Source organism: Sphingomonas phyllosphaerae 5.2 (assembly GCF_000419605.1).
Lineage (GTDB): Bacteria > Pseudomonadota > Alphaproteobacteria > Sphingomonadales > Sphingomonadaceae > Sphingomonas > Sphingomonas phyllosphaerae_B.
The window spans coordinates 137,789-156,112 of record NZ_ATTI01000001.1; the positions used below are offsets into that span (position 1 = coordinate 137,789).

Genomic DNA, 18,324 nt, shown 5'->3' on the forward strand with positions numbered 1-18,324 from the left:
AGCTCCCCGCGCGCACGCGCGTCGCGGCACAGGGGCCAGCGCGGCCGGCCGGCGCCACGCGCCCGTCCGACGACGCGGCTTTGCCGCGGCGCTGATGCCCCCGTCGTCACGTCAGCGCACCAGATCCGGGATGCGCGCGAAGGTCTCGGTCGTGAAGTCGCTGAGCAAGCCCAGGATCATCGCACCGAACACCATGATCGACACCGCCACGACGACCAGCTTCGGCACGAAGCTGAGCGTCTGCTCGTTGATCGAGGTCGCGGCCTGCACCATGCCGAGGATCAGCCCCGACAGCAAAGCCGGGATCAGGATCGGCGCGGCGGCCAGCGCCAGCACCCACATGGTCTGGTTGGCGATGGTCAGGAAGTAATCGGCATCGACGAGCGGTTGCATGGGATGGGCCTTGCGAGAACTGGTTGCGCGAGAATTGGTGCCGTTCGGGGTGAGGGGCGCTGAACCTCTCAAAGCTTCGTCTCGAATCATCACGTCGTTCGGGATGCCGCTTGCACTTCGCCTGGCAGCGCCCCGGGGCGAACGGACCGCTACGTTGCGAAACTGTTCGCGAGGCTGCCCATCGTCAGCGCCCAGCCGTCGACCAGTACGAACAGCAGCAGCTTGAACGGCAGCGAGATGATCGTCGGGCTCAGCATCGCCATGCCCAGCGCCATCAACACGGTGGCGACGACCAGGTCGATCACGATGAACGGCAGGAACAGGAGGAAGCCGATCTGGAACGCGGTCTTCAGCTCCGAGGTGACGAACGCCGGCAGCAGCACCGAATAGGGAATGTCGTTGGGCGTCGCATAGGGGCCGGACTTCGCCATCTCCGCGAACATCGTCACGTCCTTGATACGGGTCTGCTTGGCCATGAAGGCGTGGAGCGGCGCGGCGGCGGTCTGGATCAGCTGCGTGCCGCCGATGCGGCCCTGCGAATACGGCTGGATCGCGGTCGTGTTGATCTGGTTGATCGCCGGCGCCATGATGAAGAAGCTTAGGAACAGCGATAGCCCGATCAGCACCTGGTTCGGCGGGGTCTGTTGCAGCCCCATCGCCTGGCGCAGAATCGACAGCACGATGATGATCCGCGTGAAGCTGGTCATCATCAGCACGATGCCGGGCAGCACCGTGAGCAGGCCCATGATGATGAGGACCTGCAGCGACAGCGACAGCGATCCGGTGCCAGGCGTCGCGCCGGCGTCGCCGCGCGACAATTGCCCGAGCGCGCGGTCCACCGCGTCGCCGACGCCCGGCGCCGGCGCGGCGGGTGCGCCTTGCACCGCCGGCTGCGACGGGGCGGGGAAGGTCTGCGCCAGCGCCGGCATCGCGACGCACAGCGCCACGACGATCGCCAGCAGCGCGAGGATCAGGTGCGAACGCCGCGTGCGCGCCCGGGGCGCGCGGATCAGCGTGCCGGTACGGATCGCCGAGACGCTCACTGGCCGAGGTCCACCGGCACGCGCGCATCGGACTTGTCGACCAGCGTCACGCCCGCGCGATTGACCGAGACCAGCAGGCGCCGGCCCTCGAAATCGACCACCGCCAGCTTGACCCCCGGCGAGATCATCATCGTCTCGCGTACGGCGATCCCGCGTGCGCTCGGCTTGCCCGGCATCCGCGATTCAAGGCGCCGCCACAGATAGAGGCACCCGATCATCAGCCCGCAGACCAGCGGGAGCATGACGACCAGCTTCAGGATATAGGTCCACATCATCGCCCGCGTTTCCCTCAGCCGCGCTTTTCGGGAGAGACCAGCTCGGTCATCTTCACGCCGTAGCGCTCGCCGACGGTCACGATCTCGCCGCGTCCGATCAACGTGCCGTTGACCAGCACGTCGAGCAGCTCGCCCGCCTGCCGGTCCAGTTCGATCACGCTCGATTCGCCAAGTGCCAGCAGCTCGCGCAGCGACAGCGTGGTCGATCCGATCTCGACGGTCAGCCGCACGTCCACGCCCTGCAAAAGCCGCAGATTGCTGGCGACGGCGGCGTCGATCGCAAATCCGCCGGTCATGTCGTTCATTGCAGGGGTCCTTCGAACTTGGAGATGCGGATGGCCGCGCGGCCGTTGGACGTGCCGACGGTGCCCAGGCCCAGTGCGACGCCGCCGATCACGATCGGCACGTCGACCCCGAAGCTGATCGGGATGACGTCGCCTTCCTTGAGGTCCATCAGCCGCGACAGCGTGATCGTCGGCTCGGCGAGTACCGAGCGCACCGGCAGCCGCACCGCCATCGCCGCACGCGTCAGCTGCGTGCGCCATTCGGCGTCGACCTCGGCCGGCTTGGCGACGACCTTGCCGGTCAGCGCCACGGTGTGCGGCTTCAGCGTCGCGACGGGGTAGAGGATGTCGACGAACGCCGGCTTGGCGGTGCCGCGCGCGATCGCGAAGCGGGTGGCGATCACCACCTCGTCGCCCTCGACGCCGGGGATCATGCTGGAGCCCAGCTCGCATGGCTCGGCGGCGAAACGCGCGCGCGCCAGCGGCTCCCACGCGGTCTCCAGCGCGCGTGCCATGCCCTTGGCGACGCGCGCGACGATCACGTCGGCGGCGGGGGTGAATTCCAGCGCCAGCATCGGCGAGACGTCGCCGGTGCCGCCGAAGAACAGGTCGATGATCTCGACGACGAACTGGCTGTCGAGCACGCACAGCGCCGGGCGGCCATCCATCGACAGCGGAAGCCACGCCGTCAGCTTGTCGCCGCGCGCAGCCCGGTAATCGGCGAGGCGCAGCACCTCCAGCGGCTCGGCCCAGGCGCGCGTCTCGGCGCGCCAGTAACCCTCGAACGCCTGCCGCACCCCGCGCGCCGCGCGCGCGGACAGGTGCTGCAACGTGTGCAGGTCGCCGAACGGATGCAGCTTCGCGGGCGTCGCCGGCCCCCCACCCAAAGCGGCAGCGGCGCCGATCGGCGTGCCGGTGTCGAATCCGGTTTCGAGGGAGGCGGGCGTGTTAACCATCTATCTTCACTGAACCACGAAATTGGTAAAGTAGACGTTACTGATCCCCCCAAAGCCTTCCTTTTCGCGCAGAATCTGGTTGATCGTCGCGGCGAGCCGCTTCTGGAGCCGGATCTTGCCGTCGCTGGTGAATACCTGATCCTCGGGCGTGTCGCCGAGCGTCAGCAGGATCGCCGAGCGAATCGCGATGTCGTTGGTCTTCAGGTTGGTGATGACCTTGTCGTCGTACGGCGTCGACACCGCGAGGCCGACCTGGACGAAGTGGACCGAATCCTGGAGGTTGGAGGTGAACTCCTTCTCCATCGCGAAATAGTTGGAGGCATAGGGCTCGCCGCCGTGCCCTTCCGGTGTCGGCGCCCCCTTGGCCTCGCCGCCGGCCTCGCCTTCGCCGCCTTCGGCCGCGGCCTCGCCGCCGCCATGGCCGCCTTCGCCACCTTCGCCCTCGGCACCTTCGCCGGCGTGCTTCTGCTCGCTCTTGGGAACGAGCTTGGGCTTGTTCGGGTCGGCGTGTTCGGCACCTTCCTCGGCCTTGGCGTGGCCGCCGACCATGCCGGAACCGGCGGCGTACAGGCCGGCGCCGACCCCGCCGCCCAGCAGGACGACGACGCCGACGACGCCAATGATGATCATTTTCATCTTGCCCTTTTTCTTGGGCGCGGCCGCTGCGGCGTCGGGGGTGTCACTCATCGTCGTGGTTCCTCAATCAAGCGATTCGCTGGTCGGTGTCGTCGGCCTCCGCCGCGGCGGCGCGGCGCGCCGACACGGGGGCGGCGGGAAGGGGGGCGCCGCGCTGCTGCTGCTGCTGCTGGCGGTCGCCCTGCGGGGTCGCGCCACCGCTGCCGGTGCCGGCCGGGGCGTGCTGCAGCTTCAGTCCGCGCGCCTCGGCCATCTCGGTCAGCCGCGGCTGCGCATCGGCGAGCAGCGCGCGGGTCTGCGGCTGTTCGGCGGTCAGTTGCACCTGCACGCTGTCGCCGTCGCGACGCAGCGCGACGTCGATCGTCCCCAGTGCGTCGGGGACGACGCGGATGCGCATGTCGTTCGCGTCCGCCATGTCGCGCAACTTCTCGATGTGCTGGATCATCGCACTCGGCCAATGCGGCTGGCGCATATCGAGCGTTTGCTGCTGCGCCTGGCCCGTCGCGGTGACGGCGGCGGTGGTGAGCGCCGCGGTCGCCTGCGGCTGCCCGACCGGCGCGGCGGCGTCGGCCGGGCGCGCGTGGTCGTCGGCAGTGACGGCACGGTGGATCGCCTCCGCAAAGGTGCGCGCGGCGCTCGCGATCACCGGCGCGGGCGGCTCGCCGGGCAGCGGCGCGGTCGCCGGCGTCGGCACGCGGCCTGGTTCGCGGGTGACCGCGGGCTCGGGCGCGACGATCGCGGCCTCCGGCGCAGCGGCGATCGGCGCCGCCGCTTGTGGCGTGACCGGCAGCGGTGCGTCGACGCGTAGCGGGGCGGCGGCGGCGATCACCGGTGCGGCGGGCGCGGCCGGCACCGTCGCTTCGTGCGGAGCGGCGGGGCGCAACGGGGCTGCTGCGTCGGGTGCGATCGGAGCAGGCGTCGCGAGAGGAACGTCGGCGCGCAACGGTGCGGTCGTCGCGCGTGGCGCGGCGCTCGGCGAGAGACTCGCAGCCGCCGTGCCGTCCGTGCTCGCAACCGGGGCCGGCGCGGCGAGCGGGGCCGTCGTGGCGATCGGGGCGGTGGCCGCGAGAATCGTGCCGGCCGGTGCGGCGGCAGGGACGCCGGCGGCAGGCAGTGTCACGGCCGCAGCGGTGGCCGGGGGCAGGTCGACCACGATCGGCGCCGGTGCAACGCGGGCGGCAGTCGGAGCGGTGCTCCGATCGGTGACGGCCGGCGTCGCGCGTGTCGGACGCGAGGCGTCGGGGGTCGGGCGGCTGTCCACTGCCACTGCGGGAACAGGAGCGATGTCGGCCACGGCGACGATCGGCGCCCCCGCGATCTCCGGACCGATCGGTGCGGTGGTCGGACGAGCGACCACGGTCGCGGTCGGCTCCTTCGGCGCAGGCCTGGCGCGATCGCTGCGACCTGCCACTGCCGGCGCCTCGGTGCGCGGCGTCGGCGAGGATGGCGTGCTCGCGCTCGTTGCAGTTCGCGGCGCGGTCGACGCCGCCGGGGCGTCGATACGGACCGGCGTCACCGGTGCGGGCTCGATCGCTGCCGGTGCCACCGCATCGGCCGGTTTGGGGAGCGGCGCGGAACCTCCAACAATTTTCGGCGTCACGGAAGCGTGGGCTGCGGGCGTGGGCGATGCCGCAATCTCCGCTGCCGGCGGCGTCCGGCTCGAGCGCACAGCGGCGGGCTGTTGCGGCACATCGGTCGCGGGCCGCGACGCGACGGCGGGGGCGGTGATCGGATCAGCGGGAGCGTCCGCCGGCGCGGGCGCCCGCGACAAAGTCGTCGCGTCGATCGCGACCGTGGCCGGGCGCGCGGTGGCGGGTGCCGGCACGCCGGCATGCGCAGGCTTGTCGACGGCATCGATCGACTGCGACGATGCCAGTTCGGCAGCGACCGGTGCGTCGGGCGCTGTCGTCGGTCGCGGTGCCGGCGGGATCGTCACGTCGGCCATCGGCGGGACGGGAGCGGGGACGACCTCGGCGGTGTCGCGCGACGCTGGCTCGGCGGCGGCATCGTCCTTCACGGAGGGCGCGTCCTTCGCGGGCGCAGTGGCCGGCACGTCGGTCGCCGACACCTCCTTTTCGTCGGCCGGCAACTTCGCCACCAGCCGCAGCCGCGGCGTCACCGGTGTCGGCGCCATCGGCCGCTCGGGTATAACCGCCGGCGTCGGCGCCGGCGGCACCTCCACCCCGGTCGCGTCGGCGAGCCAGGCGAGCGCGGCGTCGCCGGCCGGGATCTCGGCATCGGCAAGCGGCAGGCCGGTGCCGGGGGCGGCAAGTTCCTGCCGGGCCGGGTCGGTCGCGCTACCAGCGGCAAGACCGTCGCCACAGCCGGGTACCAGCAGCTTCAGGAAGTCGCCCGCCGCGCCACCTGCGCCCGGCGCGTTGCCCGGGGCACCCGGCAGCATCGCGCCCGGCGCCGTCGTCGTCAGAAGGCTTGCGATCGTGGTCAAGGTGGGTCGCTTCCGTGCTCGGGGTCTGCGAGCATCTTTGCAAGGAGCGTGCCGTTTACCGCTTGGGGCGGGCGGGCACGTCTTCCAGCGCCTTCATCTCGGCGCGCAGGTCAGCGGCGTGCTGCCGCTCGAGCAGCTTTTCGACCGCGCTCTGGTCCCGACGTGCGCCGCGCGTCGCCTCGGCGCTGCGCTCGACCTGCTGCTCGGCCATCCGTACGCGGTTCAGCGCCGCCTCGGCAGAGCGATGCAGCCGGTCGCGGAAGTGCGCGGCGGCGGCCAGATTGACCGCGCCAGCGGCACTATGGGGAGTCGGCGCGACGGCGCTGGCGAGCTGCGCGATGCGCTGCGCCAGTTGCGTCTCGCTGCTCAGCTGCGCCTGCGTGCGCGACTCCTCGGCGCGCGCCAGCCCCAGCTGGAGCGTGCGGACGCGGTGCAGGCGCTTCAGCCGCTTGGCGTCAGGCATCGCCGAAGACGCCGGTCAGCTCCATCGCGGCGTCGGCGAGCGAGACCATCTGGTGCGTGTCCTGGCGCACGAATTCCATGATCGCGGGCTGATAGGCGATCGCGGCGTCGATCGCCGGATCGCTGCCGCTGCGATACGCGCCCATCAGCACGAGGTCGCGATTCTCTTCGTAGGTCGCGAGGTGCCGGCGCAGGATCCGCGCCGCCTGCTGGTGTTCGTGCGGCACGATGTCGTTCATCACGCGGCTGATCGACTTGGAGATGTCGATCGCCGGATAGACGGCGCGCTCCGCCATCGCGCGGCTGAGCACGATATGGCCGTCGAGGATCGAGCGTGCCGAATCGACGACCGGATCGTTGCCGTCGTCGCCGTCGGCGAGCACGGTGTAGATGCCCGTGATCGACCCGCCGGTGTTCACGTCCGATCCGGCGCGCTCCAGCAGATTGGGGAGCATCGCGATCGCCGACGGTGGATAGCCGCGCGCCGAGGCGGGTTCGCCCAGCGCCAGTCCGATCTCGCGCCCGGCGTGCGCGACGCGGGTGAGCGAGTCGATGATGAGCAGCACCTTCTTGCCCTCGGCGCGAAAGCCTTCTGCAATGGCGGTGGCGCGCAACGCGCCGCGGATGCGCAGCACCGGCGAGTGGTTGGCGGGGACCGCGACAACGACCGAGCGCAGCCGCGCCGCCCCCGCCACCTTGGTCTCCAGGAAGTCCGCGACCTCGCGACTGCGCTCGCCGATCAGGCCGATGACGATCACATCGGCCTGCGCCGCGCGCACCATCATGCCGAGCAGCACCGACTTGCCGACGCCCGATCCGGCCATGATGCCGACGCGCTGCCCCTGTCCGACCGTCAGCAGCCCGTTGATCGCGCGCACCCCGACGTCCATCGGGGCGAGCACGCGACCACGGTCCAGCGGCGACTGCATGTGTCCGGCCAGCGGCCAGCGTCCTGCGCCGCGGATCGGGCCGAGCCCGTCGATCGGATTTCCGGCGCCGTCGACGACGCGGCCCAGCATCGCCGCACCGACCTCCGCCTCGCCCGGCGGGCCGAGCGGGCGGACGGGTGCATTGGGGAGGAGCGCGGCGGGGCCGCCGAGGTTCATCATCAGCGTGCGGCCGTTGCGGAAGCCGATCACCTCGGCCTCGACCTGGCCGCCGCCGTCCGCGCCGACGCGGCAGACGGTGCCCACCGGCAGCGTCAGCCCGACGGCTTCCATCAGCAACCCGTCATACGACGACAGCCGCCCCGACACGCGCGGCTTCGGCCGTGCGCCGGACAGTGCGATCGTGCCGAGGTAATCCTCCGCGAACTGCGTCAGCACGCCGGCACCGCCGCGCGCTCGATCGCCGCGGTCAGCTGCTCCAGCCACATCGCCGGGCCGTCCTCGACGATCGTCGAGGCCGCTTCCATCACGAAGCTGCCCGGCGCGACGTTCTCGTCACCGACCGGGAAGACGGTGCCGGGCACGCGGCCCTCCAGCAGCGGCAGGTCGTCGGGGTGCACGCGCAGCATCGCCGACTCGCTGGCGTCGGCGAGCAGTTCGGTCGCGGCTTCGACACGCGCGGCGAGCAGGGGCGCGGACACCCCGATCTCGCCGACCAATTGCGTCACCAGCATCGTGACCGTGCGGCGCAGCGATTCGGCCAGCGCGACGCGGTCGATCGCGCCGCCGCTCTTCATCGATCCCACCAGCGCTTCGAGCAGCTCGCGCTCACGCGCGACCACCGCATCGGCGGCGATCGCGGCATCGGCGAGTCCGTCCTGATAGCCGGCGATCCGCGCGGCCTCGATCTGCTCGACGCAGGCCGGGATCGGCGCGTCGGCGTCCAGCATGTCCCAGCCAGCGGTCGGATCGGCGTCGCGATCGGCCGGCGAGAAGTGGCGCGGCTGTTCGCCGACCGGTTCCGACGCCGCGGCATCGCCCGTCGCCGGCGCGGGCGAACGGGCGCCGAACGCCTGCTCGATCCGCGCGATCAGGTCGGCGGGGGTGAAGCCCGGCGCGACCGAGGATTGCGCCAGGGCGCGGCTGGTGGCCGCGGCATTGGCGCGCGACGGCATCCCGATGACGAATTCCGCCTCAGACATAATCGTCGTCGCCCGCCCCGAGGTTGATCGTCCCGTCCTTCGCCAGGTTGCGCGCGATCTGGATGATCGCCTTCTGCGCTTCCAGCACTTCGCTCAGCTTCATCGGTCCACGTGCTTCCATGTCGTCGCGGATGCCGGCCGCCGCGCGGGCGGACATGCAACCCAGCATCCGGTTGCGTGCCGCCTCGTCCACGCCCTTCAGCGCACGCGCCAGCGTGTCGCCGTCGATGTTGCGGATCAGCGTGCCCAGGCCCTTGTCGTCCAGCTCCAGCAGGTTGTCGAAGACGAACATCGCCTCCTCGATCTGCCGCGCGATCTCGCGGTCCATCTTGAGCAGCTTGGGCATGACGCGCTGCTCGACCGACTTGCGCGCGCCCTGCAGGATCTTGGCCGCTTCACGCGCGCCGCCCAGCTGGAGCGAGGTGGACGAGCCGCCGCCGCTTCCGCTCCCGCCGCTGGTGCGGCTCGCGATCAAGGTGCGCAATGCCTCGACCGCGTCGGGCGTGATCGGGCCAAGTCGCGCGATGCGATGCAGGATGTCAGGCTGCACGATCTCCGGCAACAATTCGAGCACCTGGCTGCCGATCGCGGGATCGAGGTTGGCGATCATCACTGCGGCGATCTGCGGATGCTCCTTGTCGAGCATCGCGGCGATCTCGCTGGCGTCGAGCCAGTCGAGCAGGTCGATCTCGCACACCGCCTCGGGCGGGGTGATCTGCGCCAGCACGCTCTCGGCCTTGTCGCGGCCCAGCGCGCGCGTCATCACCGCCTCCACCTTCGGGCCGGGGTTGAAGGTGATGCCGGTGCGCTCGCGCGCCTTGCCGACGAAATCGTCGAGCACCAGGTCGACCTCTTCCTCGCTGACGTCGGCGACCGCGAACATCGCGCTGCCCAGCTTGCGGACTTCCTCGGGATCCAGCTTCTGCAGGATCGCGGCGGCTTCCTCCTCGCCGAACAGCATCATCAGTACGGCGGCGCGCTCGACGCCGGTGAAGATGCGCGGGGTGGCGGCCTCGCTCACGGCTTGGCGTCCGCGCCGAGCATGTCACGCACCGCCAGCGCCGCACGCGCCGGGTTGTCGCGCGTGAAGCCGCGCACCGCGTCGATCCGCTCCTCGTAGCTCTGGCTGGTCTCGATCTGGTCGAGGCTGACGGGCGAATGGATCGCGATCTGCTCGCCATCGGGGCCGATGGTCGTCGCGCCGGCGGAAGCGGCGGTGCCGTCCGACAGCGCCGCGGCATTGGCGGAAGTGCCGTCGCCCAGCGCCGCATCCTTCGCGCCCGCGGCGCCCGCATCTTCGCGCTTCTTCATCAGCGCCTTGGCGATCGGGCGCACGCCGAGCAGCAGCACGAGCAGCGCGATGACCACCGCGGTCAGGTTGCGCGCCATCATCGGGACCAGCGCATTGTCGTACCATTTCGGTCCGGCGGCGGCTTCGGTGGCGGTGTCGGCGAACTTGCGGCTGATGACGGTGACGTTGTCGTTGCGCGCCTGATCGAAACCGACGGCGCTCTTCACCAGGTCGTTGATCTGGTTGATCTCCATCGCGGTGCGCTTGCCCTTGTCGGGATCGCGCAGCAGCACCGCGACCGACAGCCGCTTGATGTTGCCGGGTGCGGCGCGCGTGACGGAGACTTCCTTGTTGAGGTCGTAGGCGCGCTGGAACGCGTCGGTCTGCTTGGCTGGATCGGGTGCGGGGCCGCCCGCGGTCGGCGCGGTCGGCACGCCGGGGTTGCCGGTCGCGGGTTGCGGGGTCGACAGCTGCGAGGCGGGCGGCGGTGTGTTGCTGAGCGCGCCGGGGATGCCGCCGGGCGTCTGGCCGTTCGCCATGTTGCCGGTCCAGTTGCCGGTTTCGGCGCGCAGCCGGCCTTCCTTGTCGAAGCTCTCGCGCGTGGCGCTGGTCTCGTCGAGGTTGACGTCGGCCTGCACCTCGGCGGTGAAATTGCCGGCGCCGACCAGCGGCGTCAGCAGCTGGATCAGCTGCTGGCGATACTTGTCCTCGACGCGGCGCTGGAAATCGATGCGCTTGTCGTTGGCGCTGTCCGCGCCGTCGCCCGACTTGGTGAGCAGCCCGCCCATCTGGTCGACGACGGTGACCGCGTCGGGCTTCAACCCCGGCACGGACGAGGCGACGAGGTTGACGATCGACTGCACCTGCGCGTCGCTCAGCGAGCGGCCGCCCTGCAACTTCAGCACCACCGACGCCGATGGCGAGGCGTTGTCGCGCACGAACACGCTGGCTTCCGGCGTGGCGAGATGCACGCGTGCCTCGGCGACGGCGTCGATCTCCTGGATCGAACGCGCCAGTTCGGTCTCGCGCGCCTGGCGGAGGCGTTCGCCCTCGACCGCGCGGCTGACGCCCATCGGCAGCTCGTCGAGGATCGCATAGCCGCCCGGCGCCGCCTTCGGCAGGCCCTGCCCGGCGAGCAGCAGCCGCGCCTTCGAGAAATCTTCCTCGTTGACGGTCAGCGTGCCCGCCGAATCGTCGATGTGGCTGGTGATGTTGGCGGCGCTGAGCGCCGTGGTGACCGCGGCCTTGTCCGAATCGGGCAATCCCGCGAACAGCGTCTTCTGCGGCGGGGTCGACAGCGCCGACCAGGCGAGCCCGGCAGCGCCGATCAGTCCGACCATCAACGCCATCGGACCGGCGCGGCGCACGGCCGGCTGCGCCATGACGCCCTGGATCTGGCGCAGCGGATTGGCGAACTTCTCCGGCACGATCGTGACGGACGCAGGGTTCTGCGGCGAGGGGGAGAGAGCGTTGCTCATGTCAGACCGGCATGCTCATGATGTCCTTGTACGCGGACAGGATCTTGTTGCGGACCTGCAAGGTCGCCTCGAAACCGACCGACGCTTCCTGACGCGCCAGCATCACCTTGGCGATGTCGACGGTCTCGCCGCGCTCATATTGTTCCGACAGCGCCGACGCCTTCTGCTGGCCGTCGTTCACCTTGGCGATCGCGGTCTGCATCGTGTCGGCGAAGCTGGTGGCGCTGGCCGCGCCGCCGGTGGCCGAGGCAGGTGCGCCGGGTGCGGCGTTGCCGACGCGGTTCAGCGCGGCGTTGCGCTCCAGGATCTGCGCGCGCAGCGCCATCACGCGGTCGACGCCGCCGATGCCTCCGACGCCGCTCATGCCGACAGCATCCGGCTGCTGCCGGCCGCCAGGTCGTCACCCTGCTCGCGCGCCTTGGCGAGGCGGTAGCGCAGCGTCCGCTCGGAGATGCCGAGGCGCTTGGCGGTCTCGATCCGGCTGCCGCCGCATGCCGCCAGCGTCTCGCGGATCGCCGCAAATTCGGAGAATTGCACGACCTGGCCCAGCGTGGCGTCGTCGCTGCCGGTGCCGCCCGGCGCCGGCTTCGCTGCGGAAGGCCGGTCGAACACGATGTGGCTCACCTCGATCGTGTCGCCGCCCGCGAACAGCAGCGCGCGCTGGATCACGTTCTCCAGCTCGCGGACGTTGCCGGGCCAGTCGTGCGCGATCAACGTCGCGATCGCCTCGTCGCTGGGCCATGGCACCACGGCGCGGTTGCCGGCGTGGCGCAGGATCATCGTCGCGGCGAGCGCGGGGATATCCTGCGGGCGATCGGCCAGCGACCGCGTCGCCAGCGGGAACACCGACAGGCGGTAATAAAGATCGGCGCGGAAGCGGCCGGCCGCCACTTCGGCTTGCAGGTCGCGGTTGGCGCAGGCGACGACGCGCACGTCGACCGGCTGCGGCATGGTCGCGCCGATCGGCACCACTTCGCGCTCCTGGAGCACGCGCAGCAGCTTGGCCTGGAGGTTGAGCGGCATTTCCGCGACCTCGTCCAGCAGCAGCGTGCCGCCGTTGGCCGCTCGGAAGAAGCCCTCGCCGCCCGACGACGCGCCGGTGAACGCGCCCTTCTGGTGGCCGAACAGCATCGCCTCCAGCATCGTCTCCGGCAGCGCGGCGCAGTTGATCGCGATGAACGGACCGTCGCGACGCTCCGAATTCAGGTGGATCGTACGCGCCAGCACTTCCTTGCCGGTGCCGGTCGGGCCGTTGATGAGCACCGTGATGTCGGCCTGCGCGACCCGCTCGGCGAGCGCCAGCAGCGCCAGCGACTCGGGATCGGCGGCGGTCGGCAGCTCGGGGCCGCCGATCAGCGCGCGGGCGAAGGCGTTGCCGACGTCGGCGTCCTCGTGCCCGTAGGAGACGCGGGCCGGCTGGCCGTCGCGGTGCGGGATGACCTGCCGCCCGCTGTTGCCGACGATCAACGTGCGCGCCGGTGCGGGCACCGCCTCGCCGTCGCCGACGAGATAGGCGACGTTCGGCTGCGGCCGCGCGGCTGGCGCCTGCACGGCGAAGCCCTGCGCGCGCAACGAGGACACGAGCGTCAGGTGCGCGCGTTCCACGGTGGCTGTCGGCATGATCGAACGCATGGCGAGAATTTCCCTCGAATCAGTGCGATCGTGATGCGGCCCAACTGGTTAATGCGCGGTATATTGCCGCTTTTGCCGGCAGGTTTTTTCCGGGCGCATGGGGGCACGCGCGCGCGTGTACGTATTGGGACGGGGGGCAGGGGGTCGGCCCGAAAAAAGCTTTGCGAAAAGCGCTAAAGGTCTTCCGCAGGCTGCCGTTTGATGCGGTGACGGCACGGCCACCTGCTCATCGGGGGCGGCGGGACGGGCCGGGCAGATGGAGTTTTTTCCCATGACCGTGATCAACACCAACACCGCAGCGATGCGCGCCACCAACGCTTCGACCAGCGCCAACAAGATGCTGTCGACCTCGATGGAGCGCCTGTCGACCGGCAAGCGCATCAACTCGGCCAAGGACGACGCCGCCGGCCTCGCGATCGCCAACCGCATGGCGAGCCAGACCAAGAGCATGGCGATGGCCGTCCGCAACGCCAACGACGGCATCAGCCTGGCGCAGACCGCTGAAGGCGCGCTCGGCGAAGTCACCAACATGCTGACCCGCATGAAGGAGCTGTCGACGCAGTCGGCCAACGGCACGCTGAAGGACTCGGACCGCAGCGCGCTGCAGTCGGAGCTGAGCCAGCTGACGCAGGAAATCTCGAACGTGTCGAAGACGACCTCGTTCAACGGCGTCAACCTGCTCGACGGCAGCGCAGATGCGGTGAAGTTGCAGACCGGCATCAATTCCGACCAGACGATCAGCATGAAGCTGACCGACACCCGCACCTCGTCGCTGGGTTTGACCGCATCGGTCCAGGGCGGCGCCATTAACACCACCGCGATCGCAGCGAACGACGTCAAGATCAACGGTCAGGACCTCGGCATCATCGCGACGGGCGACAAGGATGCGGCGAAGATCGCGGCAGCCGTCAACGCCACGACCGCAAACTCCGGCGTCGTCGCGACGGCGAAGAACACGGTCACCGCAACGCTTGACCCGACGAAGCTCGTCGCCGGCAAGAAGCTGACGGTCGGCACCACCGAAGTGACGCTGACGGCCGCAGAGTCGGACGCCACCTCGGTCGCCGCCCGGATCAACGCCACGCTGAACGGCGTCACGGGCAACCAGATCACGGCAAGCGCCGACAAGGACGGCAAGCTGGTCCTGTCCAGCAAGGATGGCAGCAACATCGCCATCACTAACACCGACGCCACGATCGTCAGCGCATCGAGCCCGCAAAATGCGACGTTGATCGCTGCCTCGGCGACCACCGCCGTTACCGCAGTTGGCGCCGTCGCGCTGGAGGATATGTCGGGTTCGGGTATCAACATCACCGGAACCGACCCGACGAAGGCCGGCTTCACGGCAGGCAAGACGGCGGGCACGGTTTCGATCGCGACCCAGGCCGGTGCATCGGCGGCGATGGCGGTCATCGACAAGGCGCTGGACACCGTGTCGGCATCGCGCGGCGATCTCGGTGCGGCGCAGAACCGGCTGGAATCGACGGTCAACAACCTGACCACCACCGCGACCAACCTGTCGGACGCCAAGAGCCGTATCGAGGACGCGGACTTCTCGACCGAGACGACCGCGCTCGCCAAGGCGCAGATCCTGAACCAGGCGTCGACCGCGATGCTGGCGCAGGCCAACCAGTCGCAGCAGGGCGTGATGAAGCTGCTCGGCTAAGTCCGGCAGCCGATCACCGGCCTCTTGCCCCCGATCAGAGCGGGGCCGGTGCCGGACAAGGAACCCCCGTCAGCCCCGTGGCTGGCGGGGGTTTCCCGTTGGCGGGTGAGGGGGCGGGCGGTGTCGATGCCGGGCCGGCGCGCCGCAGGATGTGGACATCGATGCCGACCAAGGGACCGGCGCGCGGAGCCGATCGGCAGCGACGCATCGGGCCACGCATCGGGCCACGCATCGGATCGTCGCCCCGGATCAGGTCCGGGATGACGGGAATGGGCGGAAGGTGACGGGTGGCGGCGATAGAGACGGTGGCGCGATGCAGTCGCGTCGCACGTTCCCCCACGATGATCCGGTGACCGCGCGGCGAGGCGGCCTCCGCCCGCTGCGACATAGCGGGACCAGCGCGGCGCGCGCCGCCTGGAATCGGATGACGTCGCGTTGCTCCGTCATTGCGAGCGCAGCGAAGCAATCCAGCGCCGGACCACGACGCCCTGGATTGCGTCGCCGCGCTCGCAATGACGGACATCCGGTTCGACCTGATGTCATCCGATCCCAGGCCAGCGGTATCGGAAGGTCGCCAGCACGACCGCGCACGCCCGGCCGCCCCGCAAGCAAAAACCCCGGCGGCCGCATCCGGCCACCGGGGTTTCGTTCATTCGTCGCCCTCGATCGTCAGATCGTCGGGGTTGTCCTCGGGCGCGCTCGCCGGAAGCTCGTCGGGATCGGCGCCGGCGTCCGGATCGCGCTGCTCTTCGCTCAGCGCCGGGTGGCTGCGTGGTTCGGTCATCGCTTCCTCCTCTAATCCGCGTGTAACGCACGCAGCGGGAGAAAGGCGCACCTCACCGCTGCGCCATCGCCTTCTTCAGCTTGGCATGTGCCGCGCTCTTGATCTGGCAGACGCGCGCGGCGCCGATGCCGAGCACCTGGCCGATCTCCTCCAGGTTCAGCTCCTCGACGTGGTACAGCTGGATCACCAGCTGCTCGCGCTCCGGCAGCCCGGCGATCGCCGCGACCAGCCGGGTGCGGGTCTGCGTGTCGGCCAGTTGCTCGAACGCGTCGGGCTCGTTGCTGGCGAACCACGGCTGATCGTCGGCATAGACCTCGTCGATCGATTCGTACTTCACCGCCTCGGCGCTGGCATATTCGGTGCGCAGCTTCTCGGGGCTGATCTCCAGCCTCGCGGCCAGCTCGCGCTCGGTCGGGGCGCGGCCATATTCATGGCTCAGCTGGTTGACCGCGCGCGTATATTCGCGCTTCCGGCGGATCGCGCCGCGCGTCATCGCCGCGTGGCGGCGCAGTTCGTCGATCATCGCGCCACGCAGGCGCGTGACCAGATATTGCTTCAGCGTCACCTGCCCGCGATCCTCGAAGGCGGCGACCGCCTCGACCAGCGCGACCAGCCCGACCTGCACGAGATCCTCGACCTCGATCGCGGTCGAGACGCTGCCATGGACGTGCCACGCCAGTCGCCGGACCAGCGGCAGGTGCTCGCGCACCAGCGCATTCTCGTCGCGCGCGCGGGCGCGCGGCTTGTAGGTGAGCGGCGCGCCGCCCCCCGGCATGGTCAGCGACTGGCCGTCGGCGAAGGCGTGCGGCATCGGTTCGGCGCTCATGCCGCCAGCGCCTGCTGCGGGGCCTGATTGCCGATGATCGCGACGACCTCGACGGCCTTGTCCTCGGGGACTTCGAAGAAGCTCATGACGGGCGTATCCGGAAGAACGGTGCGGATGAGTTTGCGGATCGCGACGCGGATCGCAGGCTGGACGACCAGCGCGAACGGCTTGGCCTCCGCGATCAGCGGCTGGGCCGCGGCTTGCAGCGCGTCGACGATGCGACGGCCGAGTTCGGGTTCGATGACGTGGCGGCCCGGATCGTTGCGCGCGGCCTGGCCGAGCAATTGCTCCAGCCCGCCCTCCAGCGTCATCACGCGCAGCGGCTCGCGCACGCCGGCCAGCTTGGCGATGATGAGCGAACCCAGCTCGGGGCGGATCAGCTCGACGATCTCGGCGGGGTCGTGGCTGCGCTGCGCGGCGATCGAGATCGCGGCGGCGATGCGGCGGAACTCGCGCAGCTGGATGCCCTCGCCGAGCAGCCCCTTGAGCACGGTCGCCAGCGCCGTCAGCGGCAGCGGCGCGAGCGCGCCGACCAGCTGCGGCGCCCGCTCCTTCAATTCGTCGAGCAGCGACTGCACCTCGTCCGCGCCCAGCAGGTCGCCGGCGTTGGCGCCCAGCGCATGGTTCAGGTGCGTGGCGATGACGGTGCCCGAATCGACGACCAGATAGCCCTGACCGGTCGCGACGTCCGCGTCGCCGATCGAGATCCACGTCGCGTCCAGCCCGAAGGTCGGGTCCTTGGCCTTCTTGCCGATCAGCTCGCCGAAGCCCTGCCCGGTGTCCAGCGCCAGCATCTCTTCGGGCGACACCTGGTCCTCGCCGACGCAAACGCCGCCCAGCATCACGCGATACGTATAAGGCGGCAGGTTGATGTCGTCGCGGACGCGCACCTGCGGCACCACGAAGCCGAGCTCCTTCGACAGCTGGCGCCGGACGCCGGTGATGCGCCCCATCAACGGCGCGCCGCGGCGCTCGTCGACCAGCGGCACGAGGCCGTAGCCGATGTCGAGGTTGACCAGCATCGTCTCCGACACCTCGTCCCAGCCGATCTTGGAAGGATCGGGCGCCTCTACCGGCGCCGGCGGCTCGACCACGGGGGGGCGCTTGGCGATCTGGTGCAGCTTCCACGCGGAGAAGCCGGCGGCGGCGGCGAGCGGCAGGATGACGAAGTGCGGCATCCCCGGCAGGACGCCGAGCAGCGTCAGGATCACCGCGACGGGCGTCCAGGTGCGCGCCGAGCCGAACTGGCTGCCGATCTGCCCGGCGAGATCCTTTTCGGATTTCACGCGGGTGACGATGGCGGCGGCGGCGATCGACAGCAGCAGCGCCGGCACCTGCGCGACCAGCGCGTCGCCGATCGCGAGCATGGTATAGGTCTGTGCGGCCTTGGCGATCGTCAGCCCGTGGCTGACGGGGCCGAGGATCAGCCCGCCGACGATGTTGGCGGCGAGGATCAGCAGGCCGGCGACCGCGTCGCCCTTCACGAACTTGGACGAACCGTCCATCGAGCCGTAGAATTCGGCCTCGGTGGCGACGTCGACGCGGCGCTTCTTGGCCTCGTCGGGGGTGATCAGCCCCGCGTTCAGGTCGGCGTCGATCGCCATCTGCTTGCCGGGCAATGCGTCGAGGGTGAAGCGCGCGGACACTTCGGACACGCGGCCCGCGCCCTTGGTGACCACGATCAGGTTGATGATGACGATGATCGCGAACACGAACAGGCCGACGACATAGTCGCCGCCGATCACGAACGATCCGAACGCCTCGATCACATGCCCCGCCGCCGCCGAGCCGGTGTGGCCATGGACCAGCACGATGCGCGTCGAGGCGACGTTCAGGCCGAGCCGGAACAGCGTGGCGAACAGCAGCACGGTCGGGAAGGACGAGAAGTCGAGCGGCTTCTCGGCGTTCAGCGCGACCATCAGCACCGCGAGGCTGATCGTGATGTTCATGATGAAGAACACGTCGAGCATGAAGGCCGGGATCGGCACGATCATGAGCACGACGAGCAGCAGGATCGCGGTCGGCAGGGCGCCCTGGCGCGCGGCGGCGAGAATCTTCATCGC

At 70.2% G+C, this 18,324-nt stretch carries 17 protein-coding genes and 2 pseudogenes; 2 read left to right on the plus strand and 17 right to left on the minus strand.

From position 1 onward, the window contains the following. Nucleotides 1–111 precede the first annotated feature (111 nt). From SPHPHY_RS0100730 to SPHPHY_RS0100795, 14 genes are all read right to left on the minus strand, one after another. On the minus strand, nt 112–393 hold the full coding sequence (locus tag SPHPHY_RS0100730) for a flagellar biosynthetic protein FliQ (protein ID WP_022684804.1): 282 nt from the start codon (nt 391–393) through the stop codon (nt 112–114). Nucleotides 394–542: 149 nt separating this feature from the next. Further along, nucleotides 543–1,436, minus strand: a complete 894-nt coding sequence (gene fliP, locus SPHPHY_RS0100735) for a flagellar type III secretion system pore protein FliP (RefSeq protein WP_022684805.1) — start codon at nt 1,434–1,436, stop codon at nt 543–545. Beyond that, nucleotides 1,433–1,711 carry a flagellar biosynthetic protein FliO gene (locus SPHPHY_RS0100740; protein WP_022684806.1) on the minus strand — a complete coding sequence of 93 codons (279 nt, stop codon included), beginning with the start codon at nt 1,709–1,711 and terminating at the stop codon, nt 1,433–1,435. Before SPHPHY_RS0100740 ends, fliP begins: the two co-directional genes overlap by 4 nt. Nucleotides 1,712–1,725: 14 nt before the next feature. After that, a complete protein-coding gene (gene fliN, locus SPHPHY_RS0100745; protein WP_022684807.1) occupies nt 1,726–2,016 on the minus strand; it encodes a flagellar motor switch protein FliN in 291 nt (96 codons plus the stop codon). Further along, nucleotides 2,013–2,951, minus strand: a complete 939-nt coding sequence (locus SPHPHY_RS18740) for a flagellar motor switch protein FliM (protein WP_022684808.1) — start codon at nt 2,949–2,951, stop codon at nt 2,013–2,015. The genes fliN and SPHPHY_RS18740 overlap by 4 nt, the downstream gene beginning before the upstream one ends. Nucleotides 2,952–2,957: 6 nt before the next feature. Next, on the minus strand, nt 2,958–3,638 hold the full coding sequence (locus SPHPHY_RS0100755; protein WP_022684809.1) for a flagellar basal body-associated FliL family protein: 681 nt from the start codon (nt 3,636–3,638) through the stop codon (nt 2,958–2,960). Nucleotides 3,639–3,654: 16 nt separating this feature from the next. Further along, nucleotides 3,655–6,033 carry a flagellar hook-length control protein FliK gene (locus SPHPHY_RS0100760; protein WP_022684810.1) on the minus strand — a complete coding sequence of 793 codons (2,379 nt, stop codon included), beginning with the start codon at nt 6,031–6,033 and terminating at the stop codon, nt 3,655–3,657. Between the two features lie 55 nt (nt 6,034–6,088). Further along, nucleotides 6,089–6,496 (minus strand): hypothetical protein, encoded by a 408-nt coding sequence (locus tag SPHPHY_RS0100765; protein WP_022684811.1) that lies wholly within the window; start codon nt 6,494–6,496, stop codon nt 6,089–6,091. Beyond that, entirely contained in the window at nt 6,489–7,817 is a 1,329-nt protein-coding gene (locus tag SPHPHY_RS0100770; protein ID WP_419554962.1) for a FliI/YscN family ATPase, read from the minus strand. The genes SPHPHY_RS0100765 and SPHPHY_RS0100770 overlap by 8 nt, the downstream gene beginning before the upstream one ends. After that, nucleotides 7,814–8,584 (minus strand): flagellar assembly protein FliH, encoded by a 771-nt coding sequence (locus SPHPHY_RS0100775; RefSeq protein ID WP_022684813.1) that lies wholly within the window; start codon nt 8,582–8,584, stop codon nt 7,814–7,816. The genes SPHPHY_RS0100770 and SPHPHY_RS0100775 overlap by 4 nt, the downstream gene beginning before the upstream one ends. After that, nucleotides 8,577–9,605, minus strand: a complete 1,029-nt coding sequence (gene fliG / locus SPHPHY_RS0100780; protein WP_022684814.1) for a flagellar motor switch protein FliG — start codon at nt 9,603–9,605, stop codon at nt 8,577–8,579. The genes SPHPHY_RS0100775 and fliG overlap by 8 nt, the downstream gene beginning before the upstream one ends. After that, entirely contained in the window at nt 9,602–11,353 is a 1,752-nt protein-coding gene (gene fliF / locus SPHPHY_RS0100785) for a flagellar basal-body MS-ring/collar protein FliF (protein ID WP_022684815.1), read from the minus strand. Before fliF ends, fliG begins: the two co-directional genes overlap by 4 nt. Nucleotide 11,354: 1 nt before the next feature. Continuing rightward, nucleotides 11,355–11,717 carry a flagellar hook-basal body complex protein FliE gene (gene fliE, locus SPHPHY_RS0100790; protein ID WP_022684816.1) on the minus strand — a complete coding sequence of 121 codons (363 nt, stop codon included), beginning with the start codon at nt 11,715–11,717 and terminating at the stop codon, nt 11,355–11,357. Next, nucleotides 11,714–12,985 carry a sigma-54 interaction domain-containing protein gene (locus SPHPHY_RS0100795; RefSeq protein WP_022684817.1) on the minus strand — a complete coding sequence of 424 codons (1,272 nt, stop codon included), beginning with the start codon at nt 12,983–12,985 and terminating at the stop codon, nt 11,714–11,716. The genes fliE and SPHPHY_RS0100795 overlap by 4 nt, the downstream gene beginning before the upstream one ends. A 271-nt stretch (nt 12,986–13,256) precedes the next feature. On the opposite strand from SPHPHY_RS0100795, the pseudogene SPHPHY_RS22365 reads away from it, so the two are divergent. Both SPHPHY_RS22365 and SPHPHY_RS22370 read left to right on the plus strand, forming a co-directional pair. Beyond that, a pseudogene (locus SPHPHY_RS22365) lies at nt 13,257–13,664 on the plus strand (flagellin protein FlaA); the annotation flags it as partial. Between the two features lie 735 nt (nt 13,665–14,399). Next, nucleotides 14,400–14,651, plus strand: a pseudogene (locus SPHPHY_RS22370) (flagellin); the annotation flags it as partial. A 649-nt stretch (nt 14,652–15,300) separates the two neighbouring features. On the opposite strand, the gene SPHPHY_RS22620 reads toward SPHPHY_RS22370, so the two are convergent. The 3 genes from SPHPHY_RS22620 to flhA are packed head-to-tail and all read right to left on the minus strand — an operon-like array spanning nt 15,301 to nt 18,321. Then, nucleotides 15,301–15,435 carry a hypothetical protein gene (locus tag SPHPHY_RS22620; RefSeq protein ID WP_022684819.1) on the minus strand — a complete coding sequence of 45 codons (135 nt, stop codon included), beginning with the start codon at nt 15,433–15,435 and terminating at the stop codon, nt 15,301–15,303. A gap of 52 nt (nt 15,436–15,487) precedes the next feature. After that, nucleotides 15,488–16,261: a sigma-70 family RNA polymerase sigma factor gene (locus SPHPHY_RS0100810; RefSeq protein ID WP_022684820.1), complete on the minus strand. Its 774-nt coding sequence runs from the start codon at nt 16,259–16,261 to the stop codon at nt 15,488–15,490. Beyond that, the gene (gene flhA / locus SPHPHY_RS0100815) at nt 16,258–18,321 is read right to left on the minus strand and encodes a flagellar biosynthesis protein FlhA (RefSeq protein WP_022684821.1); all 2,064 of its coding nucleotides are present in this window, start codon (nt 18,319–18,321) and stop codon (nt 16,258–16,260) included. The genes SPHPHY_RS0100810 and flhA overlap by 4 nt, the downstream gene beginning before the upstream one ends. Nucleotides 18,322–18,324 lie beyond the last annotated feature (3 nt).